Annotated in this window: 15 protein-coding genes; 5 read left to right on the top strand and 10 right to left on the bottom strand. The window is 65.7% G+C overall.

Annotated elements, in window-relative coordinates:
- Positions 1-264 precede the first annotated feature (264 nt).
- Complete coding sequence (locus CDN36_RS06730; protein WP_287496315.1) at positions 265-921, top strand: hypothetical protein; 657 nt, start codon at positions 265-267, stop codon at positions 919-921.
- Positions 922-1,077: 156 nt separating this feature from the next.
- Here CDN36_RS06730 and CDN36_RS06735 read toward each other — a convergent pair whose 3' ends face one another.
- On the bottom strand, positions 1,078-1,428 hold the full coding sequence (locus CDN36_RS06735; protein WP_287496316.1) for a hypothetical protein: 351 nt from the start codon (positions 1,426-1,428) through the stop codon (positions 1,078-1,080).
- 265 nt (positions 1,429-1,693) lie between these two features.
- A complete protein-coding gene (locus CDN36_RS06740) occupies positions 1,694-1,846 on the bottom strand; it encodes a hypothetical protein (RefSeq protein ID WP_287496317.1) in 153 nt (50 codons plus the stop codon).
- 218 nt (positions 1,847-2,064) lie between these two features.
- On the opposite strand from CDN36_RS06740, the gene CDN36_RS06745 reads away from it, so the two are divergent.
- A complete protein-coding gene (locus CDN36_RS06745; protein WP_287496318.1) occupies positions 2,065-2,310 on the top strand; it encodes a hypothetical protein in 246 nt (81 codons plus the stop codon).
- A 141-nt stretch (positions 2,311-2,451) separates the two neighbouring features.
- Here CDN36_RS06745 and CDN36_RS06750 read toward each other — a convergent pair whose 3' ends face one another.
- From CDN36_RS06750 to CDN36_RS06780, 7 genes are all read right to left on the bottom strand, one after another.
- Complete coding sequence (locus CDN36_RS06750; RefSeq protein WP_150555808.1) at positions 2,452-3,498, bottom strand: ABC transporter substrate-binding protein; 1,047 nt, start codon at positions 3,496-3,498, stop codon at positions 2,452-2,454.
- Between the two features lie 79 nt (positions 3,499-3,577).
- A complete protein-coding gene (locus tag CDN36_RS06755) occupies positions 3,578-4,714 on the bottom strand; it encodes an NAD(P)/FAD-dependent oxidoreductase (RefSeq protein WP_150555807.1) in 1,137 nt (378 codons plus the stop codon).
- Positions 4,707-6,212: an NAD(P)/FAD-dependent oxidoreductase gene (locus CDN36_RS06760; protein WP_287496319.1), complete on the bottom strand. Its 1,506-nt coding sequence runs from the start codon at positions 6,210-6,212 to the stop codon at positions 4,707-4,709. The genes CDN36_RS06755 and CDN36_RS06760 overlap by 8 nt, the downstream gene beginning before the upstream one ends.
- Entirely contained in the window at positions 6,205-6,666 is a 462-nt protein-coding gene (locus CDN36_RS06765) for a (2Fe-2S)-binding protein (protein ID WP_287496320.1), read from the bottom strand. The genes CDN36_RS06760 and CDN36_RS06765 overlap by 8 nt, the downstream gene beginning before the upstream one ends.
- A 24-nt stretch (positions 6,667-6,690) precedes the next feature.
- The gene (locus CDN36_RS06770) at positions 6,691-7,485 is read right to left on the bottom strand and encodes an ABC transporter permease (protein ID WP_287496321.1); all 795 of its coding nucleotides are present in this window, start codon (positions 7,483-7,485) and stop codon (positions 6,691-6,693) included.
- Between the two features lie 53 nt (positions 7,486-7,538).
- On the bottom strand, positions 7,539-8,453 hold the full coding sequence (locus CDN36_RS06775; RefSeq protein ID WP_287496322.1) for an ABC transporter permease: 915 nt from the start codon (positions 8,451-8,453) through the stop codon (positions 7,539-7,541).
- Positions 8,446-9,555 (bottom strand): ABC transporter ATP-binding protein, encoded by a 1,110-nt coding sequence (locus CDN36_RS06780; protein ID WP_150555802.1) that lies wholly within the window; start codon positions 9,553-9,555, stop codon positions 8,446-8,448. Before CDN36_RS06780 ends, CDN36_RS06775 begins: the two co-directional genes overlap by 8 nt.
- 295 nt (positions 9,556-9,850) lie before the next feature.
- Between CDN36_RS06780 and CDN36_RS06785 the strand changes: the two genes are divergently transcribed.
- Both CDN36_RS06785 and CDN36_RS06790 read left to right on the top strand, forming a co-directional pair.
- Complete coding sequence (locus tag CDN36_RS06785; RefSeq protein ID WP_150555801.1) at positions 9,851-10,711, top strand: IclR family transcriptional regulator; 861 nt, start codon at positions 9,851-9,853, stop codon at positions 10,709-10,711.
- 218 nt (positions 10,712-10,929) lie between these two features.
- Positions 10,930-11,406, top strand: coding sequence for an OsmC family protein (locus tag CDN36_RS06790; RefSeq protein WP_150555800.1), 477 nt, complete (start codon positions 10,930-10,932; stop codon positions 11,404-11,406).
- A gap of 72 nt (positions 11,407-11,478) precedes the next feature.
- Here the strand turns inward: CDN36_RS06790 and CDN36_RS06795 are convergent, their stop codons facing one another.
- A complete protein-coding gene (locus CDN36_RS06795; protein WP_150555799.1) occupies positions 11,479-12,117 on the bottom strand; it encodes a glutathione S-transferase family protein in 639 nt (212 codons plus the stop codon).
- A 509-nt stretch (positions 12,118-12,626) separates the two neighbouring features.
- On the opposite strand from CDN36_RS06795, the gene CDN36_RS06800 reads away from it, so the two are divergent.
- Positions 12,627-13,193, top strand: coding sequence for a flavin reductase family protein (locus tag CDN36_RS06800; protein WP_150555798.1), 567 nt, complete (start codon positions 12,627-12,629; stop codon positions 13,191-13,193).

Consider the following 13,193-nt stretch of genomic DNA (forward strand, 5'->3'; position numbering starts at 1 on the left):
AAACAGCGGCGCGCCGCTACATCCCCCGCCGCAAGGCGTGCCGGTTCGATTCCGGCCCTGGGCACCACTAGAATTCTTGGCGTTCCGCCGAAGCACTCACCAACGTAGTTATCCACAGATTGCGGAATATTCCGCAAAATCGCCATGGGGCACGCTGCAACGCCCCGATCAGGGATGTGGCTTGTTGCCTCGATGCATTACTCTGTCGGCAAGCGTGAGGAGCAGTGCATCCCAGTAATCGGACTTCTATCGAGATCAGTCCACATGAATCCGTCTGATGAAATCAGAAGCATAATCAATGATATTGCTCAGGTTAAAGCGTCCGGAGTGGCATCATTGCCGATCGAAAAGTTGGAAGAATATCTTGCGCAACGCCTTGATATCGCCACGGCTATGGAGACGGAAGCCGGTCAGATTGCAGTTCAGACCGCAGAACACAATCTGGAAATATGGAAAGTGCAGACCGGCGCTCAATCGGCCGTTAGCGTGGAGATGTTTAAGGCCGTCGTCGAGGCTGGGCAAACCTCCCTAAAGGCGCTGATGCTCATGAATGGCGGGGCCGCCGCTGCGCTTCTGGCCTTCTGTGGGAACGCGATAACCAAAGGTCAGTCTTTTGCAGGCGATCCTTTGTTGGCATCGATAGGAATCGGATTGGCGTGGTTCGTTGCTGGGATGGGAGCTGCTGGCCTTGCTACCGGGTTTCGCTACTTCGCCCAGTATTGCTTCGCCCGAACGCCGGTAATAAGAGCCGGATCACGGTGGTTTGTCGCTGGCACAACGTTCAACATTGCCGCGATCTTAATCGCCCTGTTTGGATTCATGGCGTTTTGCGCCGGCGGCACGCGTACGTACACTAGCATCACGTCCCCGCCCAGCAGCGTCTCCAACCAAGCATTCCATTCGAAGATTTTGTTAGTTTGACGTGCGACATGGGGTGCAGGTGGTCGGAGGTTCAAATCCTCTCGCCCCGACCAGAATGGAAAAACCCGCACAGTTTCGGCTGTGCGGGTTTTTTTGGTTTTGGGTCCGGCATCGATCGATCGGCGCCGTCGCGCCCCGGCCCCCGCGTCCATGCAGCTATTGACGCAGAAGCGCTTCGAGCTTCGTTGGCTTGCCGTAGGATACGGGCAGCGAACACACCGCGTATTCCGGCCGGGAGCAGCGTCCGTCGCGGCACGCTTGCGCATAACTCACCTGTTTCACGGACTTCGGACTCTCGATGACGAAACGACTTTTGTCGGTCCATCGTCCCGAACGCTCGGTGTCGACGCCCCACAGCGTGCATACCTCACCGCTATCAACGTTGCCGCAGGGCCAGATGGCCACGATAGCGGTCTGTCCGCCGCATATCGCCGAGTCGTTTTCAAGCTGCGCCTGGGTGGCGCCGGAAACACATGCCATAGCAAAGAAAATCAACAGACGACGCATTGTTGGCACCTCGGATCTCCACTGTTAGTACCCCGACAGGTCTGTTATTTTTTTGTTGACTATACATAACAACGCCGAGCTACGGCAACCCGTCAGACGCTTCGCGCCAATCCCGGATTTTCACTGGCAGTGCATTTATGCCGGCACGCCTCGAAGAAAAAACCGCGCAACGGACGCTGCGCGGTTGGCTTTGTCCGCCGCTCGGGTCGAGCGTGCTCGCATTCTCGGGGATGCGCACCCACGTCCGCTGCGCCCTCTCTTGCCGTCAGCAGTTCCCCTTCTTCGCCTGACCGGGCGGGCAGAAATCGTTGCCCGGTCCACCTCGCCCGCCGCCGCGATAGCCGTCGTCGGGTACATAAATCGCGCAGCTCGCCAGCAATGTCGTGGTCGCCAGCAACAGCATCGTCAGTATTCGCATGGTTGTCTCCCTGTAAGGTAAGGTTGCGCCGCGCAATGGCGCGGCGAAACACAGAACGGCGCGCGAACGATCTTATCAGTACACGCGCTCGTGTAGCGCTCCACGATTCGTGATCGCGCGTTTTTTTGTCACATGACGACCCGCAAAAATAACTGTGTTTTTATACAGTATTCATGCTACATTCCCGATCATCCAACTTCATCGGGAGTGACACCACCATGAGCGACGTCAAATCCATCAAGTTCATCGTCGTGCCCTATCGCAAGAACAAGGACGGACTGCTGCAGCCGGGCGAGCTGCGCCAGGCGAGTACGGAATTCGGCGCCGTGCGCATTGCGCAATCGATGGCGTGCGCGTTTGCAGGAATCGCGGCTTACGAGGTCCTGGTCGACGAAGAGTCGGGCACGATGGACGCGCCGCGCATTCTGTTTCAGGAAGGCGACATTCCTGCAATGGCGGAATAACGCCCGGGACGCGGCCGCCGCGCCCCCCAACCGCGCCCGCGCTCGCCAGACGCAAAAAAGCCGGGGCGCCCTTGCCGGCCCCGGCGTGCTTCCGAACATCGACGCGCGCCCGCGCCGGAGCGCGCGGGCGACACATGGTGCTTACTGCTCGATCTGACGGTTCCAGCGCTGGTCCCACTGCGCACGGCGCTGGTTGATGGCGTCCCAATCCACCGTCTTGATGTTCTTGACGAGATCATCGATCTTGCCCAGCCGCTTTTGCATCGCCGGCGGCACGCTCGCCTGCGTGTTCGTCGGGATATATGCGCCGGCTGCCGCCGCGAGCGACTGCCCCCTGGCCGAGAGCAGATACTGCGCGAGCTTTTGGGCCATCGCGTTGTCCGGGCTGTTCTTCACCACGCACAGGTCGACGAGCAACTGCACCGCGCCTTCCTTCGGGGCGACATAGGCCACCGGAATGCCCTTGTCCTGCAGGTCGCTCACCGCCGTCGGGGTGAGCGGGAAGATGGCCGCCTCGCCGGTCTGGATCATCTCGGAGAGCTTGGCCGAGTTGGGGATGTACTCGACGACGTTCGGCCCGACCGTACTCGCCCACTTCGTGAAGCCCGGCTCCACGTTCGATTCGCTGCCGCCCCAGATGCGGTTCAGCGCGAGAAAGCCGTGCAACCCGAACGTGCTGCTCGACGCGGACTGGAACACGACCTTGCCCTTGAACTTCGGGTCGGCGAAATCGGTCCACGACGTCGGCGCGGCCCAGCCTTTCTCCTTGAAGATCTTCGTGTTGTAGCCAATGCCCGTCATGCCGAGCTGGACGCCGGCGCCCATGTCGTCCTTCACGCGCGCGAACGGATAGAGCTCCTTGAGCACGGGCGAGTCGTCCAGCTTCTGGCACACGCCCATGCTGATCGCGCGGGCCATCACGCCGTCATCGAGAAACACGACATGCATCTGCGGACTGTTGCGGTTGGCGAGCAGCTTGGCCAGCACGTCCGACGACGTGCCCGGCACCACCACGACCTTCACGTTGTTGGCCTTCTCGAACTCGGGGAAGACCTGGCTCGTGTAGGCCTTCTCCATCGGGCCGCCGTTCATGCCGATGTAGAGCGTCTTCGACTGCGACCAGGCCGCGCTGCTCGCGCCCAGTGCCAGCGCCGCAGCGCACATGACGACCTTTCGGGATAGCTTCATCGTGGTTCTCCTTGCGTTTGCAGTGTGTAAGGAATGAGGTGTTGTGACGAACAGGGACCGTGCGGACGGCGTCGGCCAATCAGGCGGGCGCCGCCGCCATGGCAAAACGGTCGATGGCGAACGCGTCGATCGGCGTAGCCGTCTCGCCGTGCGTCACGAGATCGGCGAGCACTTCGCCCACGCCCGGTGCGAGCAGAAAGCCCCCGCCCGAGAAGCCGAACGCATGCACGAGCCGGGGCGTGGTGCGGCTCATGCCGATGACCGGATTGTTGTCGGGCGTCTCGCCCTCCACGCCGCTCCACGTGCGAATGAGCAGCGCATTGCGCAACGCGGGCAACAACGCACATGCCTCTCGCATGACCGCGCGCGTGGTGTCGGCCGAGGGCTGCGCGTATTCGCCGTTGCCCGTGCCACGCCCGCCGCCGATCACGCAGTTGCCGCGCTCGACCTGGCGCGCATACACGCCGCCGCCATACACGCCCAGGTTGTGGCCGATGAACTTCGGCAGCGGCTCGGTCACCCACATGTTCGGATAAATGGCGTGCATCGGCACACGTTCGCCGAAGGCGCCCGCGATATGATTGGCCCACGCGCCGGACGTGTTGAGCAGCCAGTCGGCGCTCACGTGCAGTGCGTCGCCCTGCGCCGGCTGTGCACTCACCTGGAAGCGCACGCCGTCGTGCGCCACCGCCGTGATCGGCGTGCGTTCGTAGACTTGTGCGCCGAGACCGCGCGCGGCACGCGCGAATGCCGGCGAGACCAGACGCGGGTTGGCATGCCCGTCGCTCATGCACAGCGAACCGCCGACGGCGCCCTCGCCGATCCACGGAAAACGCTGGCGAAACGCCCTGCCGCGCAGGACCGTCGTGACCAGACCGTGCCGGCCGGCCATCTCGGACCAGGCGTCGAGCGGCTCGAGATCGCTCTCGCGGCGCGCAAGGCGCAGGTGTCCCGAGCGCACGAATTCGCCATCGATGCCGATCAGTTCGGGCAGACGGTCCCACAGACGCCGCGCCCGCATCGCGAGCGGCAACTGCTCTTCGGGACGGCCCTGGCAGCGCACGCCGCCGTAATTCACGCCGCTTGCCTGCGCGCCGCAGTAGCGGCGCTCGAACAGCGCCACGCGCAGCCCCCGCTCGGCCAGCGCGCGTGCGGCCGAGGCGCCGACCAGCCCGCCGCCGGCGACGACCACGTCGAAATGCAGCCCATCACTCATCGCGGGCCTCCTCGGGAATGGCCGCAACGTTCTCGTCGAACAGCATCGGGGCAATCGGAATGGGCTTGATCGGGGCTTGCGCACGCAGCCGGCCCACCTGGGCCAGCGTCTGAGCGCTCGCATCGGCAAGCAGATGGCACGCCGCCTCGGCGCACATGCGGCCCTGGCAACGCCCCATGCCGACGCGCGTGAGCGCCTTCAGACGGTTGATTTCGGTCACGCCGTCGAGCCGCACGCATTCGCGCACCGTGCGGGCGTCGATCTCCTCGCAACGGCACACGAGCATGTCGTCGGGCCAGTGTGCGGCCGGCGCTTGCGGCAGCGCGAACGCCTGTTCGATGCCTTCGCGAAAGCGTCGAATACTCGCCAGCTTCAGCGCGATGCGCGCGGCGTCGGGCTGCCCGGAGAGCGCCGGCGCGGCGATACCCAGATCTTCGAGCAGCGCGAGGGCGACGCGGCGGCCGGCGAGTTCCGCGGCGTCCGCGCCAGCAATGCCGGCGCCGTCGCCGGCCAGATACACGCCCGGCTGCGAACTGCGCCCTGCCGCATCGCGCTCGGGCAGCCAGCAACGGTTCAGATCGTCGAAAACGAAACGGCAGCCCGCGAGATCGGCCAGTTGCGTCTCGGGACGCAATCCGAAGCCCAGACCGACCGCGCTGCATTCGAGGGTATGTGCGCGGCCGGCGCGCCGCCAGCGGATCGCGCGAACGCCGGCAGTGCCCTCCATGCCGTCGAGCGTCACGCCCTGCTCGATGCGCACGCCATGCGCGCGCAGCCAGCCGACGTAATAGAGGCCCTTGGCAAGCGTGGCCGGCTGGCTGAGCAAGCGCGGCGCGGCTTTCGCCTGGCTCGCGAACGCGCTGGTGTCGAGCACGGCGGCCACCTGCGCGCCGGCCTTCGCATATTGGTAGGCCACCAGATAGAGCAGCGGGCCGGTGCCCGCGAAGACCACGCGCTCGCCGATCGCACAGCCTTGCGCCTTGAGCGCCACCTGCGCACCCCCCAGCGTGTACACGCCCGGCAGCGTCCAGCCCGGCAGCGGCAGCACGCGATCGGTCGCGCCGCTGGCGATGATCAGATGCGTATAGGGCACCGCGATCTCGCGGCCGGCGTGCATCGTGTGAAGGCGCCGTGGCGCGCCGCGCGCCGCGGCCGCGTGAGCCGCGTCGGCATCAGCGGCATGGCTCGCGTGCGCGGCGTCCGGTGTCTGCGGCGCGTCGCACGCCCATACGAGCGTGTCGGGCCGGTAGTCGAGTTTGGGCAGCAACGCCGCCATCGTGGCGTGCAGCGCCTCGGCCTTGCCCGCTTCGAAGCCGTACAGCGTCCGCTTGCTACGTGCGAAGCCGGCGTCGGCCGGGGGCTGGCGATAGATCTGCCCGCCCCAGCGCGCGTTCTCGTCGAGCACGACGGGCCGCAGGCCCGCCGCGACGAGCGTCTGCGCCGCGCGCACGCCGGCCGGTCCCGCCCCCACGATCACGATCTCGGTACGCTCAGGCATGCGGCGCTCCCCGCGTCGCCGTGGCTGGTGTCGAGGCGTCGACGAACGCGTCCGGTCCGGCCGCTGCGGTGGATTCGGCAGGTCCTGCGGATGGGGCCGTCTCGGCAGCTTGCGTCACGATCCGCATGCCGGGTTGCACGAGCGTCGAGCAGGCGCGCAAACGCGCGAGCTGCGCCTGGCCGCCCGGCATCGGCGCAGACTCGCAGCGCACCCAGCAGTCCTGGCATGCGCCGATCAGGCAAAAACCGGCGCGCGGCGCCCCGCTGAACTCGCTCACGCGCACGTGGCGCTGGTGCGTGAGAATGGCCGTGAGCAGCGTGTCGCCCGCGAGCGCCTGCACCGGCACGCCGTCGAGATAAAACGTGAGAGGCGCCCGTGAGGTTTCCGCCAGACGCGCCAGTTGCGGACGCCCCTGCGCGCTCGGATCTTGCGGGGTTCGGGTAAGGCGTGACATGAGTATCTTTCTTTGTGCGCGCGATCAATGCTGGCCGATGAGAATGCGGTTCAGCCCGTAGACACGGTCGAGCAGCAGCATCGCGCCGAGCGTGATGGCGATGACCAGCGCCGAGACGGACGCCATCATCGGGTCGATCGATTCGGTCGCGTACATGTACATGCGCACGGGCAGCGTGACCGTTTGCGGCGACGTGATGAAGACCGACATCGTGAGTTCGTCGAAGCTGTTGATGAAGGCAAGCAGCCACCCGCCGGTGATGCCCGGCAGGATCATCGGCATGGTCACGCGCCGGAAGGTGGTCCAGGCGCCCGCACCCAGCGAGGCCGCCGCGTGTTCGACGCTGCGATCGAGCCCGCTGATCGACGCGAGCACGAGCCGCATGATGAACGGCGTCACCACGATCATGTGCGCGAAGATCAGCGCACCGAACGAGCCGGTCACGCCCAGCATGGCGAAAAAGCGCAGTAGTGCAATGCCGAGCACCAGCCCGGGAATGACCAGCGGCGAGAGCAGCAAAGCGTTGAGGAAGTCGCGCCCCGGAAAGCGCGCCCGGCCAATGGCGAGCGCCGCGGGCAGCGCGATCGCGAGCGAGAGCGTGGCCGACAGGAACGCGAGCTTCAGGCTGGTGAAGAACGAGGCAATGAAATCCGGGAAGTCGAGAATCGCGCGAAACCAGCGCAGCGACAGGCCGCGCGTGGGCAGCGAGAGCGTCTGCTCCGGCGTGAACGCGACCAGCACCACGATGATCATCGGCGCGAGGACGAAGAGAATGACGAGCGAGTGAAACGCGAGCGCCAGAGGACTGTTTTTACGCATGATGGCGATTCGGTGCGGTGCAGTGCAGTGAGTACGGTGAGCGACGGCCGGCCTTACCCCATGCTGCGCGAATAGCGGCGCTCGAGCAGGCGGTAGTACGTCAGCATCACGATCAGGTTTGCGATGAGCAGCAGCACGGCGATGGTCGCGCCCAGCGGCCAGTTCAGCGAACTTAGGAACTGGTCGTAGACGGCTGTGGCCGCGACCTTCAGACGACGCCCACCGAGCAGGCTCGGAATCGCGAAGGCGCTTGCCGACAGCCCGAACACCATCAGGCTGCCAGACAGAATCCCGGGCACGAGCTGCGGCAACACGATGCGGCGCAGCGTGGTCGCCGGCGAGGCCATGAGCGACAGCGCGGCGTTCTCGGTCTGCGGATCGAGCCGCTGCAGCGTCGTCCACACCGGAATGACCATGAACGGCAGCATCACATGCACGAGCGCCACGACGATGGCGAAGTTCGTGTACTCCATCTTGTACGGCCCCATGCCGGCGAGCGCGAAGGCCTGATTGATCAGGCCGCCCGAGCTCAGCAGCATGCTCCAGCCGAACGCGCGCACGACGATGGACACGAGCAGCGGGGAGAGAATCACCAGCAGGAACAGCGAGCGCCATGGGTCGCCCATGCGCGAGAGGACATAGGCCTCGAACGTTCCCACCACCGCGCACACCGCCGTGACCGTGAGCGAGATGCCGAAAGTGCGTACAAAGATCGTGTGGAAATACGCATCGAACAGCACTTCCCTGTAGTTGCCGAACTGGAAGGCCGCGATCGGGCCGCTCGCAGGATCGAACTGGTAGAACGTGAGCGCGATCGTCATGAGCAGCGGAATGAGCACCAGCGCCACGAACAGCAGCATGGCCGGCGCGCTCATGAGCCACATCGGGAGATACGCGTGCCACGGGGCGCGGGTGTCCGGGGTGCGGCGCGCGTTGTCGGCGGCGCTCACTGGCAGTGTCTCAGCCATGCGCGCGCTCCCCGGCGTTCGGCCAAATGAAGCGCACTGCTTCGGGCTGCCAGTCGAGGCCGACCGACGCGCCTTCGCTCAGCGGCTCGCCGCCCTCGTTCTGGCAGCACACGAGCACTTCGCCCAGCGCGCTGTCCACGCGGTACAGCCACTGGCTGCCGAGGAAAAAGCGGCTCGTGACGGTGGCCGGCACGCGCCCTGCCGAGGGCTCGCACAGGCGCACCTTCTCCGGACGCAGGCACAGCGTGATGGCATCGCCCACGGCGGCGTTGCGCTCATGCGCCGAAAGATCGGCGAGCCTCGCACGCTGCGTGAGCTGCGCGCGCTGCGAGCCGAATTCAACGTGCAGATGGTCGCCGTCGCGCGCGGCCACACGGCCGGACAGCATATTGGCCTTGCCGATGAACTGCGAGACGAATGCCGTCTCGGGGCGCTCGTAGGCGCGGTACGGCGTATCGACCTGGGTGATGCGCCCGGCCTCCATGACCACGACGCGATCGCTGATCGAGAGCGCTTCGGACTGGTCATGCGTGACCATGATCGTGGTCGTGCCGATCTTGCGCTGGATGGCGCGCAGCTCGAACTGCATGTCCTCGCGCAGCTTCGCGTCGAGGTTGGACATCGGCTCGTCGAGCAGCAGCACGGGCGGCGCGATCACGACCGCGCGCGCGATCGCCACGCGCTGACGCTGGCCGCCCGAGAGCTCGCGCGGAAAGCGATGGCCGAGCTTGTCGAGCCGCACGAGCGCGAGCGCCTCGCGAATGCGATCCTGCCGCTCGGACTTCTGCACGCCGCGCATCTCCAGACCAAAGCCGACGTTATCGGCGACCGTCATGTGCGGGAACAGCGCGTAGCTCTGGAACACGATGCCCAGACCACGCTTGTTGGGCCGCATGTGCGTGATGTCGCGTCCGTCGAGCGTAATGCGGCCCGTGGTGGTCTCGACGAACCCCGCGATCATCTGCAGGGTCGTCGTCTTGCCACAGCCCGACGGGCCGAGCAGCGAGACGAACTCCCCCTTCTCCACCGAAAGATTGACGTTGGAGACGGCGTGCAAGTCGCCGAACGTCTTGGAAACATCCGTCAAAGTCAGAAAAGACATGTCGCTACCTTCGGGCGCCTGCGCACCGCAACCAATGCAATTGCACGAACAGTAGCCAGCCAAATTGCGCGCCGCAAGACAAGGATTCCATGTAACGAGATAAATCTTCCGATTATTTCTTTTGGCGGAACATATCGCGACCGACCCGGTGATTTCATTTCGCGCCACCGTCTCGGGATAATCCCTAACCACTAGCAAATACTGGATGTTTTCCCGCATTGCTCGTCATCACGGCGGTTTTCAAGCATCACCGGCTTACGCTAGCATTTCGTTTGACGGAATATTAGAGACAACAATGAACACCTCCGATTCTTCCCGCGCGGCGACTTCGGACGCCGCAGGGGCGGGCATTCTGCAGCGCACCTTTGCCGTCATCCGGGCGCTGGGCGCCGCCAAACCCGAAGGCGAACGCGTCACGCACATCGCCAAGGCGGTGGGGCTGAGCCAGGCCACGGTACACCGCATCCTCCACGCGCTCATGGCGGAACAGGTCGTGGAGCAGGACGAGACGACGAAACGCTACCGCCTGAGCGTCGAGTTCTTTGCCATGGCCGCGCAGGCCGGCAATCCGAGCGGCATGCGCACGCTGTGCCGCCCCTCCTTGCTGCGCCTGTGCGCGAGCCTGGGCGACACGATTTTCCTGCTGGTGCGCAGCAGCTTCGACGCCGTGTGCCTCGACATGTGCGAAGGCCCCTTCCCGATCCGCTCGTTTACCGGCGACATCGGCGGGCGCGTGGCGCTTGGCGTCGGCCAGGGCAGCCTCGCAATCCTGGCGTTCCTGCCGGAAGCCGAGCGAGAGGAGATCATTCGCTTCAATGTGCCGCGCCTGCGGGGCTACGGCGTGCTCGACGAGGTGTACCTGCGCACGGAGATCGAGCGTGTGCGGCAACTCGGTTATGCGGGCAGCAACAGCGGCGTGCTCGAGGGCATGGCCGGCGTGGCCGTGCCGATTTTCGACCGCACGGGGCATGCGCTTGCCGCGCTGAGCGTAGGCACGCTCGCGGCGCGGCTCACGCCGGACCGGCTGCCGATGGTGGTGGAATTGCTGCGTCGGCAGGCGGAGCTGATCGGGCCGCAGACCAACCCGTTCGACGTTGCCATGCGCCGCCCGATGCATGGCCTCACGCGCGCGCTCACGACCGAACCGCTCGCCTGACGCGATCCGGCGCAATGACGTAATGACAGCCGAAAATGGCGAGCGACCCGCGCGCGGTGCTGCGAGAATACGCGGCGGGCCCAGCGGCGAATGCCCTTCCCGCTTCCCGCTTCCCGCTTCTCGCTTCAGGCGCTTCAGGCGCTCCAAACACCTCAGGCGCGCGCCTCAATGCACCTCAATGCATCTCAGCGGGCGCGCCCCCTTTGCGGAGACGATTCATGGCATCAGGCGAACACGAGTACCGGATCGACGTCGAGTGGACCGGCAACGAAGGCAGCGGCACGTCGGGCTACCGCGCATACGGGCGCAATCACGAAATTCGCGCCTGCGGCAAACCGTCCATTCCCGGCTCGGCCGATCCGGCGTTTCGCGGCGACGCGTCGCGCTGGAATCCGGAAGACCTGCTGGTCGCCTCCGCGAGCGCATGCCACAAGCTCTGGTACCTGCATCTATGCTCGGACGCAGGCATCGTCGTGGAACGCTATCGCGACGAGGCCGTCGGCACCATGCTCGACACGGCCGCCGGGGGCCGCTTCACGAAGATCGTCCTGCATCCGCACGTAAGCATTCGCGCAGGCGGCGACGTGGCGCTTGCCGAAGCGCTCCATCACAAGGCACACGAGAAGTGCTACGTTGCGAACTCGGTCAATTTTCCGATCGAGTGCGAGCCGGTCGTCGACACGATCGAGGTGTGAGCCTTCGCCGGCGGCAAGCCGCGAGCGGATGTGAGGATTCCGGTCGGCGACCACTCGCCGTAGCGCGCTAACTCACGCTGCCAGACGCCTGGCCAGCTCCGCGTCGCGCTGCTGCGCGCGCACGAACGAATCGCGCGCGCGAAAGCGCTCGACGTACCCCTTCACCGCCGGCGTTTCCGGCACGAGTCTGAACTGCGTGAGAAAGTGCATCGCGTTGCCCCACAGGGCGTCGGCCGCGGTAAACGACTCGCCGAGCCACCACGGCCCGGCCTCCTGCGACAGGTGCCGCTCCAGCGTCCACATGACCGAATCGTAATCGCCATACGGTGAACGCGAGCGCTCGGCGCCCTCGCGCCCGAGCGACCTGTCGACCACGGCCGGCTCGACACACGAGCCGTAGTACACCATCCAGCGCAGATACGGCCCGCGCCTGGGGTCGCCCGGCGCCGGCGAGAGCCCCTTCTCCGGATACAGCTCGGCCAGATACATGTAGACCGCGGCTTGCTCGGTGATGACGGCGTCGCCGTGACGAATCGCGGGCACCTTGCCCATCGGATTGATCTCGAGATACTCCGAGCCGCGCTGCTCGCCGGTGGCAAAGCGCAGCAGATGCAGATCGTGCTCGGCCTGGAGCTCGTCGAGCAGTACCAATACGCCCGACGAGCGGGTGTTGGGCGCGTGATAGAACGTGATGCGTCGATCGGTCGTCATGAGTTGTCTCCAGTCCCGGGTTGGCGGCGCCTGTGGGGCCCGGCATGCGCTGCCGGATGTGGCGGCCGTCGTGGCCGTCGCATGAGCGCAATGTTACTTCAAGCGAACGGCGAACCGTCTGCCCGGTGCGCGCACATCGCGGCGATGGGGACCGGACTGGGACGAAGCCATGGAATACTTCGCGCACATCTGATCCGGCACGCGCTCCCCGCACCGTGCCGTTTGTACGGCCCGCGGCTCACCCTGCGGGCCGCCTTTTTCGACGCCTCCAGGCACGGGTGATCATGCGGCGTCCTGCACTCGCACATACGAAGGCGCCTCGACGCGCCATGGTCCCCGCCGCGTCCCGCTTGACGGGGCATTACCGGAAATCGGCAGCCATGCGCGAGCGGCGCGACCCTCAAAACGACGCAAGCCGCGCTATGATGAATCGCCCGCCATCGCGCTCGACGCCGAACGGCCGAGCGACGGCATCGCTTCCATCACGCTACGTTCTCCGAGTGCCTGACATGACCGAACGCCTGCCTGTCGAATTGCCCAAAGCCTACCGATTGCTCAACCACGGCCCGACCGTGCTCGTGGGCAGCGCCCACGACGGGCGCCGCAACGTCATGGCCGCCGCCTGGTCGATGCCGCTCGATTTCTCGCCGCCGAAGGTCGCCGTGGTGATCGATCGCAATACGCTCACGCGCGAGCTCGTCGAAGCGTCGGGCGAGTTCTCGCTCAATGTTCCGGCGCGCGCGATTGCGCGCGAGACGCTCGCCGTCGGCTCGGTCTCGGGGCACGACGTGGACAAGTTCGCGCCGGACACCGGCGTGAAGGCGTTCGAAGGCTCGCGCATCGGCGCGCCGCTCATCGAGGGCTGTCTCGCGTGGCTCGAATGCCGTGTGATTCCCGAGCCGCACAACCAGGACCGCTACGATCTGTTCCTCGGCGAAGTCGTGGCAGCATGGGCCGACCCGCGCGCGTTTCGCGACGGGCGCTGGCAATTCGAACCGGGCGTGCCGCGCAGTCTTCACTACATCGCCGGCGGCAACTTCTTCGAGACCGGCGCCGCATTCGAAGTCAGGGCATGA

This window comes from Pandoraea sp. CB10b_02 (assembly GCF_002216225.1).
GTDB classification, from domain to species: Bacteria; Pseudomonadota; Gammaproteobacteria; order Burkholderiales; family Burkholderiaceae; genus Pandoraea; species Pandoraea nosoerga.

Coding starts and splice junctions, on each gene's coding strand:
- CDN36_RS06730 (WP_287496315.1), top strand. CDS start 265: ATGAATCCGTCTGATGAAATCAGAAGCATAATCAATGATATTGCTCAG.
- CDN36_RS06740 (WP_287496317.1), bottom strand. CDS start 1,846: ATGCGAATACTGACGATGCTGTTGCTGGCGACCACGACATTGCTGGCG.
- CDN36_RS06745 (WP_287496318.1), top strand. CDS start 2,065: ATGAGCGACGTCAAATCCATCAAGTTCATCGTCGTGCCCTATCGCAAG.
- CDN36_RS06800 (WP_150555798.1), top strand. CDS start 12,627: ATGACCGAACGCCTGCCTGTCGAATTGCCCAAAGCCTACCGATTGCTC.
- CDN36_RS06765 (WP_287496320.1), bottom strand. CDS start 6,666: ATGTCACGCCTTACCCGAACCCCGCAAGATCCGAGCGCGCAGGGGCGT.
- CDN36_RS06790 (WP_150555800.1), top strand. CDS start 10,930: ATGGCATCAGGCGAACACGAGTACCGGATCGACGTCGAGTGGACCGGC.
- CDN36_RS06750 (WP_150555808.1), bottom strand. CDS start 3,498: ATGAAGCTATCCCGAAAGGTCGTCATGTGCGCTGCGGCGCTGGCACTG.
- CDN36_RS06770 (WP_287496321.1), bottom strand. CDS start 7,485: ATGCGTAAAAACAGTCCTCTGGCGCTCGCGTTTCACTCGCTCGTCATT.
- CDN36_RS06785 (WP_150555801.1), top strand. CDS start 9,851: ATGAACACCTCCGATTCTTCCCGCGCGGCGACTTCGGACGCCGCAGGG.
- CDN36_RS06735 (WP_287496316.1), bottom strand. CDS start 1,428: ATGCGTCGTCTGTTGATTTTCTTTGCTATGGCATGTGTTTCCGGCGCC.
- CDN36_RS06775 (WP_287496322.1), bottom strand. CDS start 8,453: ATGGCTGAGACACTGCCAGTGAGCGCCGCCGACAACGCGCGCCGCACC.
- CDN36_RS06795 (WP_150555799.1), bottom strand. CDS start 12,117: ATGACGACCGATCGACGCATCACGTTCTATCACGCGCCCAACACCCGC.
- CDN36_RS06780 (WP_150555802.1), bottom strand. CDS start 9,555: ATGTCTTTTCTGACTTTGACGGATGTTTCCAAGACGTTCGGCGACTTG.
- CDN36_RS06760 (WP_287496319.1), bottom strand. CDS start 6,212: ATGCCTGAGCGTACCGAGATCGTGATCGTGGGGGCGGGACCGGCCGGC.
- CDN36_RS06755 (WP_150555807.1), bottom strand. CDS start 4,714: ATGAGTGATGGGCTGCATTTCGACGTGGTCGTCGCCGGCGGCGGGCTG.